Raw genomic sequence first — 21,014 nt, 5'->3', positions numbered from 1 at the left:
ACCGCATCGGCCGCCGCCCCGGACACCCATCCGTGTCCGGGGCGGCGCGCGTCACCGGGAGCCGACGGGCCGGCCGCCGCTCCGTGCCCGGTACACCGCGGTCAGGCCGGAGCCCGCAGGGTGACGTCGTCGGCGTACCCCATACGGCGGCTGATCTCCGCCGCGCCCGCCATCAGGACCGGCGCGAGCATGTGGAGGCGTTCCTCGGTAAACCGGTACGCGGGGCCGGACGCGCTGAGCGCGGCGACGACCTCGCCGGTGTGCGAGCGGACCGGCGCCGCCATGGCGTGCAGCCCCACCTCCAGCTCCTCCAGGGTCACCGCGTACCCCCGCCCGAGGGCCTGCGCGAGGTCGCGTTCCAGGGCGGCCGGGGAGGTGAGGGTGTGCGGGGTGAGCGGTTCGAGCGGGGCCGCTTCGAGGACGGCCGCCCGCTCCCGCCGGGCCAGATGGGCGAGCAGGACCTTGCCGCTGGAGGTCGCGTACGGCGGGGTGAGCTGACCGACCCAGTTGTGCGCGCCGACCGCGCCGGGACCGCGCACCTGGCAGAGGTTGACGGCGTAACGCTCTTGCAGGACGGCGAGGTTGACGGTCTCGCCCAGCTCCTCCGCGAGCCGCTCGCACACCGGCAGCCCCTGCTGGGCGAGGTCGAGACGCCCGGTGACGGCGCCCGCGAGCCGGACCAGCCCGAAAGCGAGCCGGTACTTGCCCCGCTCCCCGGTCTGCTCCACGAGACCGCGCCCCTCCAGCGCCCCGAGCAGCCGGAACGCGGTGGACTTGTGGACGTCGAGCACGACGGCGATCTCGCTGACGCCCGCCTCGCCGCGCAGGGCGAGGGTCTCCAGGACGGTCACGGCCCGGTCGACCGACTGCACCCCGCCCGCTGTTGCGCCATCCGCTGAGTGGTTGCCCATGGTGCAACTATAGGGCCGGGCGGTGCGGCGGCAAGCGGCTCGGCGGCTGCTGTGCGGGGCTTCTTGACAAGTCGTCGGGACGGCGAAAGCATGTTTCACATCACGCTATCTGTTGCGGTATGAGAAACCTACTCGGGAGCCGGTGACCGTGGCCATCAGCGTCTTCGACCTGTTCTCCGTCGGCATCGGACCCTCCAGCTCCCACACCGTCGGCCCGATGCGCGCCGCCCGCATGTTCGCCGAACGGCTGCGCACGCAGGGCCTGTCCGGCTCGGTCACGCGAGTCCGCGCCGAGCTGTACGGCTCCCTCGGCGCCACCGGCCACGGCCACGGCACCCCCAAGGCCGTCCTCCTCGGCCTCGAAGGGGACACCCCGCAGTCGGTCGACGTCGAGACCGCCGACCAGCGCGTCGAGACCGTCAGGTCCTCGGGAACGCTCCGCCTGTCGGGCGGACGGCAGATCCCCTTCTCCTTCGACGACGACCTGGTCCTCCACCGCCGCAAGGCCCTTCCGTACCACGCCAACGGCATGACCCTGTGGGCCTACGACGCCCAGGGCGCCGAAGTCCTGAGCAAGACGTACTACTCGGTGGGCGGTGGGTTCGTCGTCGACGAGGAGGCCGCGGGCGCGGACCGGGTCAGGCTCGACGAGACCGTCCTCAAGTACCCGTTCAGCACGGGCGACGAAGCGCTGCGGCTGACGGCGGAGACGGGACTGTCCCTCTCCTCGCTCATGCTGGAGAACGAGCTGGCGTGGCGCACCGAGGCCGAGATCCGCACCGGCCTCCTGGACATCTGGCACGTCATGCGGGAGTGCGTCGCCCGGGGCCTGTCCGTCGAGGGCATCCTGCCCGGCGGACTGCGCGTCCGGCGCCGCGCGGCCGTCACGGCACGCCGACTCCGCGCGGAGGGCGACCGCCCGGCCCGCTCCATGGAGTGGACCACGCTGTACGCGATGGCGGTCAACGAGGAGAACGCGGCGGGCGGGCGCGTGGTCACCGCCCCCACCAACGGGGCCGCCGGGATCATCCCGGCCGTCCTGCACCACTACCTCGACGTCGTGCCCGGTGCCGACGAGGACGGCGTCGTGCGGTTCCTGCTGACGGCCGGGGCGATCGGGCTGCTGTTCAAGGAGAACGCGTCCATCTCCGGCGCGGAGGTGGGCTGTCAGGGCGAGGTCGGGGCCGCCTGCTCGATGGCCGCCGGAGGGTTCGCCGAGGTGCTCGGCGGGTCCCCGGCGCAGGTCGAGAACGCCGCCGAGATCGGCATGGAGCACAACCTCGGGCTCACCTGCGACCCCGTCGGCGGACTCGTCCAGATCCCCTGCATCGAACGCAACGGCATGGCCGCCGTGAAGGCGGTGACCGCCGCGCGGATGGCGCTGCGCGGGGACGGACGGCACCACGTCTCCCTCGACAAGGTCATCAAGACCATGAAGGAGACGGGCGCCGACATGAAGGTCAAGTACAAGGAGACGGCCCGGGGCGGGCTCGCGGTCAACGTCATCGAGTGCTGACCCCCGTCAGTCCCGCGCACCCCACGCGCGGTCGCGCACGGTGCCGGTCCCCGGGCTGAAGCGCACACCGTACTCGCGGCTGAACCGGTTGGCCTCCGCGCACGAGAACACCGTCGTGCGCAGGGACAACGCGTACGCCGCCGAATCGATCTGCTCGGGGGTCAGACACAGGTGCCAGCGCTTGTCGACGACGCTGAACTCGGCCGCCGCGACCCGCTGCGCGAGCCCCTCGACGGGCGGCCGGGTCAGTTCGCGGGCGACCCCGACGAAGATGCGCAGCGTGTCCATCTGGGCGGGCAGCAGCTTCACCAGCCGCTCGCCGGGCCCGGGTTCGCGCGGGACGGGCGGGGGCACCGCCCGGGTGTGCGCGTACACGAGAACGTCCCGGCCGAAGTCCGTGATGCGCAGGGCGCGGGGGACCGGCTTCCCCAGGAGACCGGCGAGTTCGCCACGGGCCGGTTCGTCCGCCGGCTCGACGACGCCCTCCTTGACCGCGGCCTTCACCGCGTTCCACACGGAGTCCGACAGCTCGTCGTCCAGCACCCAGCCCCGCCGGGCCTCCCGCCACCCCGCCCGCAACTCCTCCAGGAGCGCGATCCGCTTCTCCGAATGCCTCATCCACCACCTCGCCCACCGAGCGTAGTGCGCCGCACAGCGGAACGTGAGCGGTTACGGAATTCCCGGCACCCGAGACACGGTCGACCCGGCTTCCCGGACGGCCACTAGGAGCCGGCCCGGTCCCGCATGCCCGCCATCAGGGCCTGGTGGCTGCGGCGGACGTGTTCGCGCATCAGGCGTTCCGCGCCGTCGCCGTCCTTGGCGGTGATGAGTTCGAGGACGCGGTGGTGCTCGGTGTCGGAGTCGTGGAGGCGGCCGGGCTGGGCGAGGGAGGTGCGGACCAGGCGGGCGTAGGCGAGCTGGTTCATCAGCGTGCGGTAGTGGGCCTCCAGCTTGGTGTTGTCGGCGCCGGTGACGATCAGGTCGTGGAACTCGTGCACCAGCTCGGCGTACCGCTCGGGGTCGCCCGCGCGGACCGCCTCGTCCGCCCTGGCCATGGTGTCCTGGAGCCGCGTCAGCTCCGGTACGTTCCCCCGCAGGGCCAGCAGCCGGGCCGCGGCCCCTTCGAGCAGCTCCTTCATCTGGAACAGCTCGGTGATCTCCCGCCAGGACGGCACCGCGACGAACGTACCGACCCTCGGCCGGACCTCCACGAGACCCTCGATCTGCAACTGCTTGAGAGCCTCGCGGATCGGGGTGCGGCTGACCCCGAACGTCTCGGACAGCGCCATCTCGGAGAGGCTGGAACCGGGCTGGAGCTCACCACTGATGATCATCCGGCGCAGCTCTTCGGCGACCCTGGCCTGCATGCTCGTCTGCTGCAACGGCTTCCTCGGACGCCGCGTGGGTTCTTGCATGGTACGAGAACGTAAGGCGGTGCGATGGCCCCGTCAACCTCTCGGCCAAGCCGACCCGTGCCATGCAACACCGCCTGCTCCGTCACCCCTGCGCCGTCGGCATCTCTTGACGCCTCGCCCCACCCCCACCACCATCGAGGACGACCGAACGCATGGTCGGAACCGGCAGAAGGAGACGACCAGTCCCATGCGAACGAGACGACTCATCGCGAGCGGCTTACTGGCGGGGGCGGCACTGGGCGCGGCCCTGGTGCCCACCACCGCCTCGGCCGCCCCCTCCGTACAGGTGGTCTGCGTCCCGGAGGCCCGCGTGTGCGCGGGCGTCGACGGCAGCGCGACCCAGGGCTATGTGTACACGTTCACCATCAAGCAGCCACCGGCAGCCCTCGGCCTGTCCTTCACCGTCAACGGCTTCCCCGCCAGTGGAAGCCTGACGATCATCTCCCAACCCGGCCTCGCGCAGGGCACGTTCAGACCGTCCCCCGCACTCGTCCAGGGCGACCAGGTCTGCATGACGATCCTCTCGATCTCCGGCACCTACTGCGGCACGGCGCTCTGATCCACACGTCAGGGGCGGCTCTCCCGACGCGGGGAAGCCGCCCCTGACGCATGCCGTCACGCCTGCGCGAGCAGCGGGTCGAACGGGGTCGTCCGCCGACGGCCCGCCATGAACGACAGGAAGTCCCGCACGAAGTCGCCCCGCGAGTACGCCTCCCCGGCCCCCTCCCCGCCCTTCGACAGGTCGCGGCGGAACGCCGTACGGAACAGCCGGCGGTACTCCTCGGCGTCGATGCGCTGATCGCCGTCCGTGTCCGTCGCGTCGAAGAGGACCTCCGCGACCTCGATGAGCGCGGGCCCGGCGAGCGAGGGCACGCCGGCGGCGTACTCCTCGCGGCTGATCCGGCCGTCCCCGTCGGTGTCCAGGGCCGACTGGAGTTCGCGCCACCAGTCGGCGTACGCGGTGTAGAGGCGGGTCTCCTGCGGCTCGTCCAGGTCGAGGCGGGTCGCCAGCTCGCGGGCCATCGCCGCGAGGTCGGGCCAGGTGATCCGGCCGTCACCGGTCTGGTCGAGGACCGCGTCGAAGAACTCCCCGGCGTCGTCCGAGGGCGGCGGCGCCCAGGCCGGCTCGGCGGGCAGGGGCGTGACCAGCCGGACGAAGGCGCCCGCCCGCCGCACCGTGTCCCGCACCGCCCTGACCCGGGGATCGTCGCCGTCCGGCGACGCCGACAGCAGCCCCACCACCGTCTCCGCCTCGATCCAGCCCTCCGGCAGGAACCGCGCCAGCCCGGCACCGAAGTAGGCGCTCCTCAGCAGCGCCCCCGCCCCGGGCACCTCGGCCAGCCCCGCCCGCTTGCGGAACGCCTCCGGCAGCGACGCGACCGTCACCGCCCCGATCACCGGCCCCGCGACCGCCCGGCCCGCCGCCCACAGCGTCGGCACGCCGTGCAGCAGCGGCGGCGCCGGGACATGGTCGAACAGCCGGTACAGGATGATCCGCACCGCCTCCGTGTTCTCCAGCTCCTCCGCCACCACCCGGTCGTAGTACGGCCAGAACTCCCGCACCGACCCCGGCAGCCGCGCCTCCTCGCCGTCCAGCGCGCCCAGGAACGCCCGGTACTCGGCGTACACCCGGTCCATCTCCGCCGGGTCCAGCGGCTGGCCGCTCAGCCGGCACATCGTGACCGTGCTCTCGAAGAGCGTCGCCACCACCCACGCCCGGACCTCGGGGTCCATCGCGTCGTACGGCCGCTCGCCCGCGCCCGCCCGCATCCGCGCGTGCAGCCGGTTCAGGCGCGCCGCCTCCCGGGCCCGGACCTCGTCGTCGGCGCCGAACATGCGGCGCAGGCTGCGGTACGTGTTCCACAGGCGGCGCCACGGATGCGCCACGAACGTCGAGTTGTCCAGCAGGGCCGCGCCGACCTGCGGATGAGCGGCCTCCAGGACGAGCGCCCGGACCAGGGCCAGCGCCCAGCGGGGATCGTCGACGAACGTGTCGAACTTCGAGCCCGGACCGAACAGCGGGACCTCGGCGGTGGGGGTGTCGGTCACGGGCGGGACTCTCCGATCGGCTGCGGTGACATCGGCTGCGGGGACGGGGACGGCACGACGCCGCCGTAACGGCGGTCCCGGCCCCGGTAGGCGTGCAGGCACTCCAGGAAGTGCGGTGCCCGGAAGTCGGGCCACAGGACCGACGGGAACGTCCACTCCGCGTACGCGACCTGCCAGAGCATGAAGTTCGAGATGCGCTGCTCACCCGAGGTACGGATGACGAGATCCACGTCCGGAGTGTCCGGGAACGGCAGATGCGCGGCGAAGCTCTCCTCGTCCACGGCGTCGGCCGCGACACCCCCGCGGATCAGCGACCTCGCCGCCTCCACGATGTCCCGCCGCCCGCCGTGGTCGAACGCGACCGTCAGCGTCATCCCCCGGTTCGCCTCCGTCAGCGTCGTCAGATCGGCGAAGTCCCGCGCCAGACCCGCCGGAATCCGCGGATCGCTCACCCCGAGGAACCGGCAGCGGATACCTCGCGCGTACAGCAGCGGCGCGTGCTTGCGGACCACCCCGCGCACCAGCCGCATCAGGAAGTCGACCTCGGCGCCGGGCCGCCGCCAGTTCTCCGTGGAGAACGCGTACAGGCTCAGCCACTCCACGCCCGCACCCCGCGCCGCCTCGATGACGTCGATCACCGTCGCCTCCGCGGCCCGGTGCCCCGACGTCCGGGGCAGCGCCCTGCGCGCCGCCCACCTGCCGTTGCCGTCCATCACACAGGCCACATGCCGGGGGACCCGCCCGCGCGCCCCCGCGCCGCGGTCACCCTCCTGCGCCACCTGTGTCCCCGCCATCACGCAACCCCCTCCCGCCCTGGAAACCCGCCTCCAGCCTGCCTCCCCCGTCCGCCGAACGGTCGAATCCGGCCCCCGATTCACCCGAAAGAGATCATCCGCGGTGCGTGTCGGCAGAAGCGGTCACCGCTCCCTCAGCGGGTGAGCGGCACGTACGTGTCGTGTTCCCGCAGCACCAGGTTCGGCAGGAACACGTCGTCCAGCATCCGCTGGTAGTCGCTGCTCGAACGGCGCAGCCCGAACGCCGCGTGGCCGGTGTAGTGCTCGACGAGCACGAACGAGCGGGGGTCGGACTCGGAGCGGACCGCCTCGAAGGAGAGACAGCCGGGAGTGGCGAGGGCGGTCGCCGCGAAGTCCGGGAGGAGCGCGGCGATGTGCTCCTGGGACTCCTCGGTGGTACGCCAACGGGCCACGACGACAAGGGACATGGAAGAACTCCCGATAGGGTCGATGTATGGTGAACAAATTCTTCGCGCCGGGACAGGTCGTCGTCCGGCGCGAGATCCTGGACGGCCGTGAATGGCTCGTCTACCCGGTCCGGGTGGTGGCGCACGACGCCGACGGGCTCGCCGTCTTCACGGCCCGGGGCACCCCCCTCACCTTCGGACGGGGCGACTTCACCCTCGGCCTCCACCCCTGGCTCGCCCTCGGCGACACCTGGCTCTCCGAAGGCGTCCTCCAACTCGTGCGCCCCGGCGACGGATACTCCGTGTGGAGCCGGCCCACGGGCGGCTGGTACGTCAACTTCCAGCGCCCCATGCGCCTGACCCCCGACGGCTTCGACACCCTCGACCAGGAACTCGACCTCCTGATCCCGCCGGCCCCCGAGGACCCGCCCTACACCTGGAAGGACGAGGACGAGTTCGCCCACCGAGCCGCCGCCGGAAGCTTCGGCCCCGGCGAGGCCGAGTCGGTGCGCAGGACCGCCGACGCGGTCGCCGCCCTCGTCGAGAGCGGCGACCGCTGGTGGGACAAGTGGAACGGCTGGCGGGCACCGGAGCACTGGACGGCCCCGGCCCGCGTCCCGCTCTCCTGACCCGGACCGGCCGGACTAGTACGACTCCTCGTACAGCGTCCGCAGGTACTCCGCGTCCACCCCCGGCCGGGGGTCGTTGTCGAGGTTCCCGCTCACCCCGTCGAGCAGCAGCCCCAGATCCGGCCGGGTCACCCCGTGGTCCCGCAGCCGCGAGGCGAGACCGGCGCGGTCCAGGAACTCCCCGACGGCCTCGCCCACGCTGGACGTGCCGAGGGCCCGCGCGAGCCGCCCGAAGTCGTCCGGCGCGTACCGCTCGGTGTGCCGCAGCCACGCCGGGTAGACGACGGCCAGGCCCCGGCCGTGCGAGATCCCGAGGTCCGGCAGCGCGCCCATGGCCTGCTGGAGCCGGTGCGGCAGGCACGTGCTGGCGCGGGCCACGTTGATCCCGCCCAGCAGCGCCGCCAGCGCGAACGCCTCCCGGCTCGCCGGGGAGTCCTCCCGCTTCACGAGGGAGTCCGCGTGCTCGGTGATCAGCCCGAGCGCCCGCACGGCCAGCGACTGGCTCAGCGGGTCCGAGCGGCGGGCCACGAAGCCCTCGACGGCGTGCGCGAACGCGTCGAACGCGGTCTCCGTGCGCACGTGATGGGGGACCGTCGCCGTCAGCTCCGGGTCGATCACCGCGATCCGGGGGGTGAGGGCGTCGCCCCGGATGCCGGAGCGGAAACGGCGCGCGGTGTCCGTGACGATTGCGCCCTTCGTCACCTCCGAGCCGCTGCCCGCCGTCGTCGGGACCGCCACGATCGGCGCCACCGGGTCGGCCGGGGAGAGAGTGGTGCCGATCAGCTCGGTCGCCGGACGGCCGGTGCCCAGCACGGCGGCGACGGACTTCGCCGCGTCCAGCGGACTGCCCCCGCCGAGCCCCACGACCACGTCGCACCCGTGGTCGCGGGCCACCCGCGCGGCCTGATCCACCTCCGCGCAGGTCGGGTTCGGCGACACGCCGTCGAAGTGGACCGCGTCGTCCAGCGAGGCCAGCGCCCGCTCCAGATAGCCGTACCTGCGCCCGGCCGAGCGCCCCGTCACCAGCAGCGGACGGCCGCCCAGCTCCCGGGTCAGCGGACCGAGCCGGTCCAGGGTGCCCGCGCCGAACACGATCCGGGTCGGGATGTCGAGGTCGAAGTGCATCAGCGTGTCCTTCACAGAAGAGAGGCGGTCTGCGTGCGCAGGGCCCGCAGCACCGCGCAGTCCCCGGAGGCGAGCAGGGTGAGCGCGGAGCCGCCGCCCGTCGAGGTGCGGCCCCGCCAGGGGAGTTCGGCGACCGTGTCGCCGCCGAGGAGCAGCGTGTCCGTGCCGGCCAGCACCGGCAGGACCGCGTCCGCCGCCCGCGTGTGCCCGTACGCGTACTGGCACGGGGTGCCCGCGACCACCGCCCGCTCGGCGTAGGTGAGTTCGGCGGCGGCCCACGGCTGGAGGTCGAAGTCGACGATCGCGTGCCCCTCGGGCACGTCCCCCGGCAGGGCGAGGGGGCGGGCCGGGCCCGTCGGGTTGCCGAGGGCGTCGGCCGGCGCCACGTACACCGTCGCCGGGATGTGGATCAGCGCCTTGCGGGGGCCCGCGAGGACCTCTCCGGCGACCCGGACACACCGCTGCGGATCGGTGCCCAGCCAGGACGCCCCCACCCCGTGGCCCAGGGCGGCCAGCAGGGTGTTGAGGACGACGCCGCCCGGCACGACGACGTCGTAGTAGTCCGCGAGGCCCGCGAGGCCGGCGAGGACCTTCTCCGGTTTGCGGCCGCCCAGCACCGCCACCGAACGTCTGCCGTCGCGCTCCGCCCAGGGCGCCAGCGCCTCGACGTCCCGCACCAGACTGCGCGCGGCGAACCCCGGCATCAGCTCCAGCAGCCCGGTGTTGGAGGCGTGCGCCCGGTGCGCCTTGGAGAAGCCGCCGACGGCAACCCGGTCCCCGAGCCGCGCGAACGACCGGGCCAGCGCGCTGTCACCGCGCTCCTCGCCCGCGTATTCCCGGGTGTTCCCGAACAGCACGATCTGCCCCGGCGTCATCGCCGCCGCGACCTCCGGCGCCAGGTCGTCCGCGCTGTGCGGGTGATAGCCCACCACCCGGCCCAGCTCACGGGCCAGGTAGGCGGCGACGTGGGAGAGGCCGCCCGCGCTGCCGTCACGGTGACTGCCCTGGTGGGAGAGGACCGCGACCCGCGCGCCCGCGTCCGCGAGCGCCGCGATGTCCGCCAGCTCGCAGTCCACCCGGCCCGTGTCGGCGAACTTCACCCCGGTGTTGAAACCCGCCGACAGAATCCACCGCTCCCCGGGGACCACCGGATGGTCGGCGAGCCGGGCGACCCCGGCCAGCGGCGCGTCAGAACCCATACGTCCGCAACCCCGCCGTCTCGTCGAGACCCAGCATCAGGTTCATGTTCTGGATCGCCGAACCCGCCGCGCCCTTCACGAGGTTGTCCGTCACCGCCACCACCTTCACCGCACCCCGCTCGGCGTCGTAGTCCAGCCCGATGTGGCAGAAGTTCGACCCCGTCACCCCGGCCAGCGTCGGATAGCGCCGGTAGTCCTTGTCGGTGAGACCCCCCTGCGCGGGCCGCGTGTTGACCCGGACGAAGAACTCGCCGTCGTAGCGCGCCCGGTACAGGTCGAGCAGCGCCTCCCGGCTCAGCTCCGCCCGCACACCGGCCCGTACCGGCACCGTCGCCTGGATGTGGATGCCGCGCGCGAAGTTGCCGTGCGCCGTCGACAGGTCCACCACCACCCCGCCACCGATCCGGTCCTCCAGCTCGTGCGCGTGCCGGTGCCCCTGGAGGCTGTACGGCAGCAGCGCCGCGAACGCGTTCGGGTGCATCACCTCCGCACGGGGCTTGTTCCCCGCGCCCGACGTCCCGTTGATCCCGACCAGGTTGAGCGGCAGCGCGGGGTCCGCGACACCCTTCTCGTAGAGGGGGACGACCCCGAGGAGCGCGGTGATGACGTAGCAGCCGGGGTTCGCGACCAGCCGCGCCTTGGCGATCTCGTCGCGGTGGAACTCACTGACCCCGTACACCGCCTCCGCGAGGGCCTCGGTCGCCGTGTGCTCCCTGCCGTACGCCCGCGCGTACCGGCCGGGGTCGGGGAAGCGGAAGTCGGCGCTCAGGTCGACCACCCGGGTGCCGGCCGCGAGGAGCTCGTCCGCGCGGCGCATGGCCTCGCCGCTCGGCGTGCACAGGAACACCACGTCGAAGTCGCCCGCGCGGGCCGTCACCTCGTCCGGGGTGGTGAACTGGAGCCCGCTGCCCAGGAGATGGGGATGGACGGACTCCAGGGGCTCGTCGGCGGAGCGGGCCGCCGCCGCGATCCCGGCGACGTCCGGATGGTTCAGCAGCAGCCGCAGCATCTCGCCGCCGGTGAACCCGGAGGCGCCGATCACGGCGGCACGGACACGGGTCGCGGTCACTTCACGGCCTCCGAGGTCTGCGTGCGGGACAGTACGCCCGCGGCGGTCAGTTCCTCACGCAGCCGGGACACCAGCAGCGTCCCGATCCGGGCCTGCGCGTCGTGCGTGGTCGCGCCGATGTGCGGGGTCAGCACGACGTTGTCCAGCTCCGCGAGCGGCGAGCTGCCGCCCTCGACGGCGTGCACGTCCAGCGCGGCGCCCGCGATGACGCCCGTCGACAGCGCCTCGTACAGGGCCTCCTCGTCGACGACACCGCCCCGGGCGACGTTCACGAGATACGACCGCGGGCCCATCGCGGCCAGTTCGGGGCCCGAGATCAGGTGGCGGGTGGCGTCGCTCAGCGGCAGGGCGAGGCAGACGACGTCCGACTCCCGCAGCAGCGTCTCCAGGGAGACGAGCGCGATGTCCTCGGCGGCCAGCTCCTTCGCGCGCTCCTCGGTCGGCGAGGCGACCGAGGCGAGGACCCGCAGCCGCAGGGGGCGGGCCAGCTCCGCGAGGCGCGAGCCGATCGGGCCGAGACCGACCACCCCGAGGGTGTGCCCGCCCAGCTCGGGGCCCGCCAGCTCCGGCTTGCGCCACTGACCGGCCCGGATCTGCCGGTCCGCGAGCGCGATGTTCCGCGTCACCGACAGGGCCAGGCCCAGGGCGAGTTCGGCGACCGCGTTCGCGGAGACGCCGTGCAGGGTGAACACGCGGACGCCCAGTTCGCGTGCCACGGCGACGTCGATGTTGTCGGTGCCGCTGCCGGCCCGGCCGATCACCTTGAGACGGGGCGCCGACCGGATCACCTCACCGGTCAGCTTCACCCCGCTGCGGACCACGACGGCGTCCGGGTCCACCTCCGCGACCAGGGCGGCGAGTTCGTCCTGCGGTGGCTTCAGCCGCACCACCACGTCCAGATCCTGGCCGAGTTCGGCGAGGGCTTCGGGGTGCACGGGGTCCAGGACCAGCAGACGCGGTGTTCGTGACACGGCGCGGCCTCCTTCGAGTGGGGGGAGGGGGAAGGTGGGTGTGGGGGGGGGAACCGGGACCGGCACCTCGCGGCGCCGGTCCCGTGACGAGAGGTCAGGCGCCGGCGGGCACCGGCGCGTCCTGCACGTGGGGCCAGAACTCGCGCACCCAGCGCAGCACGTCCTGCATCACATGGTGGTTGCGGTTCGGGCGCAGGGCGCCGAGCTGGAAGAACATCACGCCCTCGCTCGGCGGGCCGAGGAACGTGAGGCGCGCGTCGGCCGTACCGTCCGCCCGCACCGGGTGGAAGTCCGCCGTCAGCTCCAGACCGCCCGGCCCGAAGTCCGGCGCCCCGCCCTGGCCCGGGTTGACCCACTTGCCGACCAGACCGTGCCGCAGCAGCGCCGGGTAGACCGGGCGGACGTCGTTCTCCGCGTCGAACGGGTGCACCCGCGAATCCACCAGCACGTCCAGCTCCAGATCCGCGCCGGTCGTCGGACCCTGCACCCGGAACCGGCCGGTCGCCGCGTCCGTCGTCAGGTCGGCGCCGGGGCCCACCGAGACGTCGACCAGGCCCGCGCGGATCGCCGCCCGCACCTTCTCCATGACCTCCAGCGCCGCCCCGTTGCACAGCCGGTTGTGGTGGCGCATGTACACGTCCAGGAAGTTCTGGTGCGAGGCCGCCGTCAGGCCGCCGAAGTCCACCGCGTAGGCGAGGGTGTCCCGCAGGTCCCGCCAGACGCCGTCGGCCGCCGCCTTCGCCGGGTTCGTCAGGTTGTCCTGCGCCGCCCAGCGGTGGTCCACGTCCAGGAAGTCCAGCAGCGCCGCCCGGTACCCCTCCTGGTCGCGGTGCCCGTCGCGCGGGATCGGCCACAGGGTCCGCTCCCACGAGAACCGGTTGTCCGCCGCGTACGTCCCGTGCCGGTACGGCGACGGCGTCTCCGTCACCGCCCGCGCGAACCGCGCCCGGTCCGACCCGGCGAGCGAGGCGAGCCGCGCGCCCGAGTCCGGCCCGAACACGACCTCCAGATAGCGGGGCAGCAGCCCCTTCGGCAGCTCCGCGTCCTCACCGAGCAGCACCGCGTCCAGCGCCCGCGCGACCGGGTCGACGTACCGCTCCACGGCGTCCGACAGCCGGGCCACCGCCTCGGCCGACGACGCGCCCGCCCCCGCGTCCGCGAGGAACGCCTCGTACTCGGGGCGCACCGCCGCCTCCAGGGCGTCCCCGAACTCCGGCCCGAACAGCGTCCGGTAGTACAGCGCCGCCATCTCCAGCACCACGATCGGCAGCACGTGCCGCTCGAAGTCCAGCTGCACCCGGGCGAGCCCGCCGATGGTCACCGGTGTGCCGCCCTCCGAGACCCGCAGCGCGTCCACGGCCGCCTCGGTCAGGAACACCCCCCGGTGCTCCAGCGCGTCCAGGTCCTGCTCCTTCGCGTTGTAGGGCCGCGCGAACGTGAACAGACCCGACCGGCTGAACACCGCGATCGACTCGGGCTCCTTGCCCGACCGCTCGTACACCAACTGCCCGTCGCCCCGGTCGAGATACCGCCCGCCCCGTCCCTCCGTGAGGTGCAGGACGATGTCGATGCTGGTCAGCCCCATCCCGAGGCAGCCCACCACCGAACCGGGACCGGTCGACTCCTCCGGGATGTGCAGCTCCATCGGATACGCGGACGGCACGAACACCGCCCCGTGCTCCTTCGCGAACGCGTTCCACCGCGCCTGCTTCGGATAGCGGTCCGGGTCGTTCCACGAGTGCCCGGTGACCATCAGGACACTGTCCACGTCGTACGAGGCGCCCGCCGCGTTCGTGACGACGGTCAGCCGGTCGCCGCCCTCGGCGGCCTCGTGGATGTCGACGACCTCCGCGTGGTGCAGCTCGACCCGCACCCCCGCCGCGCGCAGCAGCCGCAGATACGTCTCGAACTGGTCCTGGAGCGCCTGCCCGTGGACGTAGCGCTTGGGCCAGTCCTCCGCGGACACGTCGTACAGCGGGTCGCCGGTCTCCCGGAACCGCTCGTGGCACCACTCCAGGAGCGTGGGCCGCAGCTCGGCCGGCAGCAGCGGGCCGGCCTCCTCGACGGTCTCGTCGGCGGCGAACGACACCTGGCCGACGATCCGGTTCAGGAAACTCGTGACGGGCTGCGCGGGGCTGTGCACCTGGCCGGCGCCGAACTGGCCGGACGCGTCGAAGATGTGCACGGCCAGCGGCACCCGGTCGCCCGCGGCCTGCGCGAGGGCGGCCAGCCTTTCCAGGGCGTACGTGCAGCTCGGGCCCGCGCCGACGATGGCGAGGGAGACGAAGGACATGGTGAACCTCCGGGAGGAGAGGAGTGGGGGGAGGGGGGATCAGACCTGGGAGGACGTCAGCTTCGCGACGCTGCGGTCGAACGCCTCCAGGAAACCGGTCACGTCGGCCTCGGTGAGCTGGCCCATGTTCGCGACGCGGAACACGCCGGGCAGCTGCTCCTGGGTGGCGTAGATGACGTAGCCCTCGGCCTTGATCGTGTCGTGCAGGTCCGGGTAGGCGATGCCCTGCGGGATGTACACGTTGGTGCAGGAGTTCGCGCGGTGCTCCGGCGGGAGCAGGAAGTCGCAGCCGCGCTCCGTGAGACCGGCCCGGATCAGCTCCGCGAGGCGCAGGTACCGCTCGCCGCGCGCGTCGGTGCCCTCCGCGAGGGAGCGGTCCAGGGCCACCTCGAACGAGGTCAGCACCTGCACGGCCGGCGTGAACGCCGGGACGCCCTTGCTCTCCTGCGAGGACCAGTTGCCGTACAGGTCGAGGTAGAAGCCGCGCGGCGGGACGTCCTTGAGCGCCTCGAAACGGTCCCGGCGGCCGGCGACGAAGCTGACACCGGGCAGGCCCTCCAGGCACTTGTTGGCCGTCGCCACGACCCAGTCGACATGGTCGAGGACCAGGTCGAAGCGTTCCGAGCCGAGGCTGCTGATCGCGTCCACCGCGAGCTGGCGGCCGTGCCGGGCGACGACCTCGCCGATCTCGCGCAGCGGGTTGAGCTGGCCGGTGCTCGTCTCGTGCTGGACCAGGCCGACGTGCGTGAGGCCCGGGTCCTCGGCGAGCGTGCGGTCCAGGACCTCCAGGTCGATCGGGTTCGTCCAGCCGAACTCCAGCCGCTGGTGGGGGACCCCGTTCGCGCTGACGATCCGCCACAGACGCTCGCCGTAGTGGCCGTTGTCCAGGATCAGGATGCGCCCGGTGGGCGGCACGATCGACGCGAACGCCGCCTCCAGGGCCGCCGTGCCGGAACCCGTGAAGATCGCCGCGGTGTGCTCCTCGGGGGTGCCGCCGGCGATCTGCGCCGCCTTGCGCCGGGTGCGGGCCAGCAGGGCGAGGGGCTCCGATTCGCGGTGGCACTGGTCGGGGGAGGTCATGCCGGCGCGGACGTCGGGGTGGACGTTGACGGGTCCGGGGTTGAGGAGGGTGAGCTGCGGGAGGGGGGAGAGGGCGGAGGTGGACATGGGGGTGCCTTTCTGGAGGGCTTCGGTGGTGTGGGGGGGGAGAGGGAAGAAGAGGGGGCGGGGCTGCCCGCGGCGTGTCTCAGGAGTGCGTGCCCGCGCCTGACGGGGTGCGGCGGGTGATGAGGGTGTGGGGGAGTGCCGGGGGCCAGGCGGCGACCGGTTCGAAGAGGTGGGCGAGGCCGGTGCCCTGCGGGTCGCCCCGCATGATGAGGCACTCGCCGCCGCGCCGGGCATGGCTCGTGAGGGCCCGCAGCTTGCCGTGCATGGCGTCGCTGGTGTCCCAGCTCGCGGACTCCCACACCAGCCGGTGGGCGGCGTCGGAGGCGTCCGGGTCGACGAACGGCACCACCTCGGTGCCGTCGGGGCCGTCGGCGAGGACCCCGGGGACGTTGGTCAGCGTGACGATCCTGACCTGCCCGAACCCGGCGTCCAGGAGCAGTCCGGGGACGTGGTCGCTGCCCAGGATGCGCAGTCTGCCGTCCGCCGCGAGGACACAGTCCCCGGAGAGCACGGGCAGCGCCCCGGCGGCCAGCAGCCGGCGCAGCACCGTCCGGTCCGCGCCGACCTCCTCGCCGGTCCCGGCGCCGACGGTGCGCGGATCGGCGCCACCGACGCGCCCGGCGGGCAGCCGGTCCCAGGCGAACGCCGCGACCTGCAACGGCATCGTGGCCACCCCGGCGTCCCGCAGCGCGTTCACCCAGGCCCACTTCACGGTGAACGTCGCCCGCGTCAGCTCCAGCGCGGTGAACGGGTCGTCGGGCGCGAGGTCCCGCACCGCCCCGTGGCCGAAGGCGCCGCCCCCGGCGACGAACACGACCCGCCCCGGACGGGCCCGCACCAGCCCGGCGATCTGCCGCGCGTACCCGGCGAGCGCCTCGGTGTCGATGCCGTCGTCGGCGCGTTTGTCGGAGACGAGGCTGCCGCCGACCTTGAGGACCAGGAGGTCCGGGGCGCCGCTCACCGGGTCACCCCGGCGGACAGCCCCGGCAGCCCGGCGGCGGCCCGCACCAGTTCGGCGATCTCCTCGACGGGCCGGTCCGCCTCCACGGTCCGCCACCCGAACCGCCCGGCCCAGTCGTCCAGGACGGCCCGCACCTTGCCCTGATGGGCGAGGAACGACTCGCGGGAGCACAGCGGATCACCCCCGCACTCGTACGGCAGGATCTCCTCGCCCTGCTTGCGCTCCCACGCCGTCTCCGGCGCGATCCGCAGGTAGAGCACCTGGTCGCAGGCGGGCAGTCCGGCGGCGACCGACTCGACCCAGGCGCGGTCGAGACCGTGGACGACCTCGACGGCGGCGTGCTTCATCCAGTACCCGTCGAGCAGGGTCACGGTGTCCGGCGTGGGGGCGGGCTCCCGCGCCTGGAGGGCCATGCAGGACGACCAGAGGAAGAACAGGAACCGGGCCGGGTTCGGCATCTCGGCGGCGGTGGTCCGCCCCAGCTGCACGTCGGGGCGCAGCAGCCGGGCCGAGGGGTAGTGCTCGGGCTCGGCGACGATGTCCCAGCGGTCGGAGCGCCGTACGGGCGCTGCCGAGGCGGCGCCGGAGGCGGTGAGCCGGCGGGTGACGGTGGACTTGCCCGCACCGTCGCAGCCGACGAGGGCGATGAACATGGGGAACTCCTTGGCGGGGTCAGGCCGTCAGGCGGGCGGTGAGCCCGGGGGCGGCGGCCGGTCCGTCGGCGAACGGCGACGGGGTGGAGCCGGGGAACACCAGCGCGGCCAGGCGCGGTACGGGGTCCAGCGCGGGCCACAGCCCCTGGTCGGCGAGGAGGGCCTCGGCCAGCGCCCAGTCGGCGTCGGTGAGGGACGCCGACAGCAGCGCGACGTCCAGCAGCTTGGCCAGCGGCAGGAATCCGCCGCCCGGTCCGCCGTCCAGCAGCGCGCGGGCCGGGGCCGCCGACTGGGCCCACAGGTCGACGAGTTGATCGGCGGGGTGCAGTTCGCGGGCGGGCGAGCCGCAGCGCACCGCGCTCCGGGAGCGCTCCAGCACGTCGGCCATCGGGACCTCGGGCAGTCCGAGCGGCGCCTCGGGGAGGACGGGGCACAGGTCGACGTAGAACTCGGGCACCTCGGGCCGCAGTCCGGCCTTGCGGTACGGGAGGAACTCCCCGTCGTCACCGCGCGCGGGCCGCTCGCCCGAGGCGGTGGCGTACGGCACGACCCGGTCGCTGTCGACGGCCAACTCGCCCTGCACGTAACCGAGCCGGGTGAGCGCGGTGTGCGCCGGGCCGGTGTCGGCGGGGTGCAGCGCGAGGTCGAGGTCGCCGATGCGCCGGACGCCGGGGTCGCCGTACACGCCCTCGGCGAGCGCGAAGCCCTTGCGCAGGGCGTAGCGGACCCGGTGGGACGCCAACTCGCGCTGGACGGCGCCGAACTCGTCGGCGAGGGCGGTGTTGCGGGCCCGGTTCGCGGCGTACGCGGAGGTCAGCACCCAGGGGTGGGGGAGGGCGCCGGGGCCCCGGTCGAGGTGGAGGCGGTGGACGTGCCGGCCGGCCAGCGGGAGGAGCTTGTGGCGGGCGGCGCCCTCCAGGAAGGCCGCCGCGTCGAGGCCGGGGGCGAAGGCGAGGGTGCGCAGCCGGTCGGGCGCGGGGTCGAGGTCGGCCAGGGCGAGGAGCAGGCGGTGGTGGGGGGCCGTCTCGATGTCCTGCTCGGCGGCGGGTGCGGCGGTCATGCGGCACCGCCGATGCGCAGCATCACCTTGCCGGTGGGCGCGGTGTGCGCGGCGGGCGGCGCGGGGCTGTCCAGCACGGACATGGCCTCCTCGACGTCGTCGAGCGGGAAGTGGTGCGTGACCAGCGGGAGCGGGTCGAGGGTGCCGTCGGCCAGCCAGGAGATCACCCGGCGGAAGTCGTCGGGCACGGACAGGGAGGAGAACAGCACCCGCGCCTCCCGGCCGACCAGCGCGTTGAGGTCCGCCGGCACGGGCGCGTCGAAGTAGCTGACGACGACGATCGTGCCGCCCGGCCGCAGCGCGGCCACCGCCTGGTCGAGGACGCCGGGATAGCCGGCCGACACGAACACCGTCTCCGCCCGCTCACCGCCGAGCCGGCCGCAGACCAGCTCGGCGACCTCGGCGGGGGAGGGCGACCCGGTCCGGGCGTCCACGTACCCGGCCGCGCCCGCCGCCTCCGCGAGCCGGGCCTTCGCGGGCCCCGCGTCGACGCACACGGCGGGGCCGAACCCGAGCCGGCGGGCGGCCAGCAGACAGCTCAGCCCGATCGTCCCCGACCCCAGCACGGCGACCGACCGCCCGGCGCCGGGGCCGGCCAGCCGGACCGCGTGCAGCCCGATGGACAGCGGCTCCACCAGCGCGCCCGCCACCGGGTCGGTGCCCGGCGGCAGACGGTGCGTCATGTTCCGGCGCAGCAGGACGTACTCCGCGAAGGAGCCCTGCCAGCCCTCGTGGCTGAGGTTGCGGCGGTCCGTGCACAGGTGGGGGGCGCCGCGCCGGCACTCCACGCAGGTGTCGCAGGGCGAGAAGGCCGCCGAGCAGACCAGGTCGCCCAGGGCGAACTCGCCGTCGTCCGCGCCGAGTTCACCGCCGATCTCGGTCACCGTCCCGCAGAACTCGTGCCCCAGCACGATGGGCGCCACCTTGTAGGGGTGGGTGCCCCGGTAGGCGGCGAGGTCGGAGCCGCAGATGCCCGACGCGAGGACCCGCACGAGGAGTTCACCGGGTCCGGGCCGGGGCACGGCGAGCCGGGCCTGCGGATCGAGGACACGCGGCGCGGTCAGCAGTCCGGCACGCATGGTCACGTCGGAACGGGCTGGTGGAATGGGGGTGTTCATGCGAGTTCAGCTCCCGGTCTGGGGACGGGCGGCGACACTTCACGGCGGACTCGATTTGCCGATGCGACGCATCAGTCGAGGGTCGGTCCGGTGTCGCGCTGAGTTCAATGATCTTGACTCCGCGTCACGCCTGTCAACGAAATCCTCGCGTTCTTCAGGATTTCTGAAGAGTCTCGCCAACGGCTGTCGTGACGGGGAGGATACGGAAGGTGTCCGGGAGGAAGCCGGATCGCCAACTCGACGTCAACCTGTGGTGAGACTTTATAGCCCAAGTCTTGTGAAAACAGGCGGAACGACGGGTCGGCGGATCACTCGGCGCGATGTGCCCCCTCGGGGCGCCGGCTCTGCCGCACGGAACCGGGAGCGGCTCCCCCCACCCGCCCCGGCTTCCCCGGACGCGTACCGAAAACGCCTCGGGCACTCTGCTCCCTGACCGGACGACAGTGTGCACATTGCCTTGGCGAATCACAGACAGAAGGTGTTCCCATGTCCCTGAAGCCCCCCTCAGCCCCCTCCTTCCGGTCCCTCCTGCGGCCCGGCCGGGCCCTGCGCGTGGCCGGGGCGCACAGCGCCCTCGGGGCCGTCCTCGCCGAGCAGGAGGGATTCGACGCGATCTGGTCGTCGAGCCTGGAGATCTCGGCGGCCCGCTGCCTCCCGGACGCCAGCATCCTCACGATGACGGAGTACCTGGAGGCCGCCGCGCACATGCAGAAGGCGCTGGGCATCCCCGTCGTCGCGGACGCCGACACCGGCTACGGCAACAACCTCAACGTGGCCCACATGGTCCACGAGTTCGAGGACATGGGCATCACCGCCGTCGCGATCGAGGACAAGCTCTTCCCGAAGATCAACAGCTTCGCCGACGGCGACCAGACGCTCCTGTCGACCGAGGCGTTCGTCGCCAAGATCGAGACCGCCAAGAAGGCCCAGCGCGACGACGAGTTCTTCGTCATCGCCCGCACCGAGGCGCTCATCAACGGCCTCGGCGTCGACGTGGCCCTGGAGCGCGCCCACGCCTACGCCGACGGCGGCGCCGACGCCGTCCTCATCCACTCCAAGAAGAGCACCAACACCGAGGTCGTCGAGTTCGTCAAGCGCTGGCAGGGGCGGCTCCCGGTGGTCGTCGTCCCGACCACCTACCCGGACTGGAACATCGCCGAGGCCGAGGCGTCGGGCGTCCAGGTGGTGATCTACGCGAACCAGGGGATGCGGGCCACGATCTCCTCCCTGCGGGAGACCTACCGCTCCATCCGGGACTCCGGGGACACCGTCGCCCTGGAGCCGAAGATCGCCTCCGTGGCGGACATCTTCCGGCTCCAGCGCCTCAAGGAGTGGCAGCAGCTCGGCGCCTGACGGCCCGCGCCGCGCACTGTTCCGGCGGCCTTCCGGACCGGAAGGCCGCCCGGTCACGCGAATGTCCGAAAGAGCGAAAAAGAGTGTCCGCTCGGACATGTTCGGGCCTCACGTTCATGCCGCGTGATCCCGGTGAATTTCTTTTGCTGAATTCCGCAACCTTTCCGTATCCGGCAATTTCAGCGCGGCCGGCCGCGGGGGCGGATTCTTGGAGAGGGTGGCGGTCAGTCACGGCAGCTGTAGTTCCGTCGTCTTCGCTGTTCAGCGGCTTGCCGGGGTGTGTGCGGGCACAGGTACGGCCACCGCGATCATGAACGTTTGTGA

Annotated in this window: 20 protein-coding genes; 4 read left to right on the top strand and 16 right to left on the bottom strand. The window is 73.1% G+C overall.

The window, feature by feature from the left end; genetic code table 11:
- Positions 1 to 101: 101 nt before the first annotated feature.
- A complete protein-coding gene (locus ABZX85_RS28260) occupies positions 102 to 911 on the bottom strand; it encodes an IclR family transcriptional regulator (RefSeq protein ID WP_355874234.1) in 810 nt (269 codons plus the stop codon).
- A gap of 148 nt (positions 912 to 1,059) precedes the next feature.
- Between ABZX85_RS28260 and ABZX85_RS28255 the strand changes: the two genes are divergently transcribed.
- Complete coding sequence (locus tag ABZX85_RS28255) at positions 1,060 to 2,427, top strand: L-serine ammonia-lyase (protein WP_355874231.1); 1,368 nt, start codon at positions 1,060 to 1,062, stop codon at positions 2,425 to 2,427.
- Between the two features lie 6 nt (positions 2,428 to 2,433).
- Here ABZX85_RS28255 and ABZX85_RS28250 read toward each other — a convergent pair whose 3' ends face one another.
- The gene (locus tag ABZX85_RS28250; RefSeq protein WP_355874228.1) at positions 2,434 to 3,045 is read right to left on the bottom strand and encodes a DUF6417 family protein; all 612 of its coding nucleotides are present in this window, start codon (positions 3,043 to 3,045) and stop codon (positions 2,434 to 2,436) included.
- 104 nt (positions 3,046 to 3,149) lie between these two features.
- A complete protein-coding gene (locus tag ABZX85_RS28245) occupies positions 3,150 to 3,842 on the bottom strand; it encodes a GntR family transcriptional regulator (protein WP_355874225.1) in 693 nt (230 codons plus the stop codon).
- 187 nt (positions 3,843 to 4,029) lie between these two features.
- On the opposite strand from ABZX85_RS28245, the gene ABZX85_RS28240 reads away from it, so the two are divergent.
- A complete protein-coding gene (locus ABZX85_RS28240) occupies positions 4,030 to 4,401 on the top strand; it encodes a hypothetical protein (RefSeq protein ID WP_355874223.1) in 372 nt (123 codons plus the stop codon).
- 56 nt (positions 4,402 to 4,457) lie between these two features.
- On the opposite strand, the gene ABZX85_RS28235 is transcribed toward ABZX85_RS28240, so the two are convergent.
- From ABZX85_RS28235 to ABZX85_RS28225, 3 genes are all read right to left on the bottom strand, one after another.
- Entirely contained in the window at positions 4,458 to 5,891 is a 1,434-nt protein-coding gene (locus tag ABZX85_RS28235) for an oxygenase MpaB family protein (RefSeq protein WP_355874220.1), read from the bottom strand.
- Positions 5,888 to 6,685: a polyprenyl diphosphate synthase gene (uppS, locus tag ABZX85_RS28230; protein WP_355874217.1), complete on the bottom strand. Its 798-nt coding sequence runs from the start codon at positions 6,683 to 6,685 to the stop codon at positions 5,888 to 5,890. The genes ABZX85_RS28235 and uppS overlap by 4 nt, the downstream gene beginning before the upstream one ends.
- Before the next feature lie 134 nt (positions 6,686 to 6,819).
- Complete coding sequence (locus tag ABZX85_RS28225; protein WP_355874214.1) at positions 6,820 to 7,113, bottom strand: antibiotic biosynthesis monooxygenase; 294 nt, start codon at positions 7,111 to 7,113, stop codon at positions 6,820 to 6,822.
- Between the two features lie 26 nt (positions 7,114 to 7,139).
- Between ABZX85_RS28225 and ABZX85_RS28220 the strand changes: the two genes are divergently transcribed.
- Entirely contained in the window at positions 7,140 to 7,721 is a 582-nt protein-coding gene (locus ABZX85_RS28220; RefSeq protein ID WP_355874211.1) for a DUF402 domain-containing protein, read from the top strand.
- A gap of 15 nt (positions 7,722 to 7,736) precedes the next feature.
- On the opposite strand, the gene ABZX85_RS28215 is transcribed toward ABZX85_RS28220, so the two are convergent.
- The 10 genes from ABZX85_RS28215 to ABZX85_RS28170 form a co-directional block, all read right to left on the bottom strand.
- Positions 7,737 to 8,846, bottom strand: a complete 1,110-nt coding sequence (locus tag ABZX85_RS28215) for an iron-containing alcohol dehydrogenase (RefSeq protein ID WP_355874209.1) — start codon at positions 8,844 to 8,846, stop codon at positions 7,737 to 7,739.
- 11 nt (positions 8,847 to 8,857) lie between these two features.
- Positions 8,858 to 10,045: a phosphoglycerate kinase gene (gene pgk, locus ABZX85_RS28210; protein WP_355874206.1), complete on the bottom strand. Its 1,188-nt coding sequence runs from the start codon at positions 10,043 to 10,045 to the stop codon at positions 8,858 to 8,860.
- On the bottom strand, positions 10,035 to 11,114 hold the full coding sequence (argC, locus tag ABZX85_RS28205) for an N-acetyl-gamma-glutamyl-phosphate reductase (RefSeq protein ID WP_355874203.1): 1,080 nt from the start codon (positions 11,112 to 11,114) through the stop codon (positions 10,035 to 10,037). Before argC ends, pgk begins: the two co-directional genes overlap by 11 nt.
- Complete coding sequence (locus tag ABZX85_RS28200; RefSeq protein WP_355874200.1) at positions 11,111 to 12,085, bottom strand: hydroxyacid dehydrogenase; 975 nt, start codon at positions 12,083 to 12,085, stop codon at positions 11,111 to 11,113. Before ABZX85_RS28200 ends, argC begins: the two co-directional genes overlap by 4 nt.
- Before the next feature lie 94 nt (positions 12,086 to 12,179).
- Positions 12,180 to 14,378, bottom strand: a complete 2,199-nt coding sequence (locus ABZX85_RS28195; RefSeq protein WP_355874198.1) for an FAD/NAD(P)-binding protein — start codon at positions 14,376 to 14,378, stop codon at positions 12,180 to 12,182.
- A gap of 39 nt (positions 14,379 to 14,417) precedes the next feature.
- Positions 14,418 to 15,545: an aminotransferase class V-fold PLP-dependent enzyme gene (locus ABZX85_RS28190; protein WP_355874195.1), complete on the bottom strand. Its 1,128-nt coding sequence runs from the start codon at positions 15,543 to 15,545 to the stop codon at positions 14,418 to 14,420.
- A gap of 79 nt (positions 15,546 to 15,624) precedes the next feature.
- Entirely contained in the window at positions 15,625 to 16,506 is an 882-nt protein-coding gene (locus ABZX85_RS28185; RefSeq protein ID WP_355874192.1) for a hypothetical protein, read from the bottom strand.
- Complete coding sequence (locus ABZX85_RS28180) at positions 16,503 to 17,159, bottom strand: thymidylate kinase (RefSeq protein ID WP_355874190.1); 657 nt, start codon at positions 17,157 to 17,159, stop codon at positions 16,503 to 16,505. The genes ABZX85_RS28185 and ABZX85_RS28180 overlap by 4 nt, the downstream gene beginning before the upstream one ends.
- Positions 17,160 to 17,178: 19 nt before the next feature.
- Complete coding sequence (locus ABZX85_RS28175; protein WP_355874187.1) at positions 17,179 to 18,219, bottom strand: nucleotidyltransferase family protein; 1,041 nt, start codon at positions 18,217 to 18,219, stop codon at positions 17,179 to 17,181.
- Positions 18,216 to 19,337, bottom strand: a complete 1,122-nt coding sequence (locus ABZX85_RS28170; protein WP_355874184.1) for an alcohol dehydrogenase catalytic domain-containing protein — start codon at positions 19,335 to 19,337, stop codon at positions 18,216 to 18,218. The genes ABZX85_RS28175 and ABZX85_RS28170 overlap by 4 nt, the downstream gene beginning before the upstream one ends.
- 486 nt (positions 19,338 to 19,823) lie before the next feature.
- Between ABZX85_RS28170 and ABZX85_RS28165 the strand changes: the two genes are divergently transcribed.
- Positions 19,824 to 20,690: an isocitrate lyase/phosphoenolpyruvate mutase family protein gene (locus tag ABZX85_RS28165; RefSeq protein WP_355874181.1), complete on the top strand. Its 867-nt coding sequence runs from the start codon at positions 19,824 to 19,826 to the stop codon at positions 20,688 to 20,690.
- Positions 20,691 to 21,014 lie beyond the last annotated feature (324 nt).

Origin of the sequence: Streptomyces sp. NPDC004539 (genome assembly GCF_040610055.1) — a bacterium.
Taxonomy (GTDB): domain Bacteria; phylum Actinomycetota; class Actinomycetes; order Streptomycetales; family Streptomycetaceae; genus Streptomyces.
This window is presented reverse-complemented; position numbering and strand designations above follow the sequence as displayed.

What these genes read in the sequence shown, in the direction of transcription:
- ABZX85_RS28175 (WP_355874187.1), bottom strand. Translation starts at nt 18,219, where the DNA reads ATGACCGCCGCACCCGCCGCCGAGCAGGACATCGAGACGGCCCCCCAC.
- ABZX85_RS28220 (WP_355874211.1), top strand. Translation starts at nt 7,140, where the DNA reads ATGGTGAACAAATTCTTCGCGCCGGGACAGGTCGTCGTCCGGCGCGAG.
- pgk (WP_355874206.1), bottom strand. Translation starts at nt 10,045, where the DNA reads ATGGGTTCTGACGCGCCGCTGGCCGGGGTCGCCCGGCTCGCCGACCAT.
- ABZX85_RS28165 (WP_355874181.1), top strand. Translation starts at nt 19,824, where the DNA reads ATGTCCCTGAAGCCCCCCTCAGCCCCCTCCTTCCGGTCCCTCCTGCGG.
- ABZX85_RS28245 (WP_355874225.1), bottom strand. Translation starts at nt 3,842, where the DNA reads ATGCAAGAACCCACGCGGCGTCCGAGGAAGCCGTTGCAGCAGACGAGC.
- ABZX85_RS28170 (WP_355874184.1), bottom strand. Translation starts at nt 19,337, where the DNA reads ATGAACACCCCCATTCCACCAGCCCGTTCCGACGTGACCATGCGTGCC.
- ABZX85_RS28240 (WP_355874223.1), top strand. Translation starts at nt 4,030, where the DNA reads ATGCGAACGAGACGACTCATCGCGAGCGGCTTACTGGCGGGGGCGGCA.
- ABZX85_RS28225 (WP_355874214.1), bottom strand. Translation starts at nt 7,113, where the DNA reads ATGTCCCTTGTCGTCGTGGCCCGTTGGCGTACCACCGAGGAGTCCCAG.
- uppS (WP_355874217.1), bottom strand. Translation starts at nt 6,685, where the DNA reads ATGGCGGGGACACAGGTGGCGCAGGAGGGTGACCGCGGCGCGGGGGCG.
- ABZX85_RS28260 (WP_355874234.1), bottom strand. Translation starts at nt 911, where the DNA reads ATGGGCAACCACTCAGCGGATGGCGCAACAGCGGGCGGGGTGCAGTCG.
- ABZX85_RS28180 (WP_355874190.1), bottom strand. Translation starts at nt 17,159, where the DNA reads ATGTTCATCGCCCTCGTCGGCTGCGACGGTGCGGGCAAGTCCACCGTC.
- ABZX85_RS28190 (WP_355874195.1), bottom strand. Translation starts at nt 15,545, where the DNA reads ATGTCCACCTCCGCCCTCTCCCCCCTCCCGCAGCTCACCCTCCTCAAC.
- ABZX85_RS28250 (WP_355874228.1), bottom strand. Translation starts at nt 3,045, where the DNA reads ATGAGGCATTCGGAGAAGCGGATCGCGCTCCTGGAGGAGTTGCGGGCG.
- ABZX85_RS28195 (WP_355874198.1), bottom strand. Translation starts at nt 14,378, where the DNA reads ATGTCCTTCGTCTCCCTCGCCATCGTCGGCGCGGGCCCGAGCTGCACG.
- ABZX85_RS28215 (WP_355874209.1), bottom strand. Translation starts at nt 8,846, where the DNA reads ATGCACTTCGACCTCGACATCCCGACCCGGATCGTGTTCGGCGCGGGC.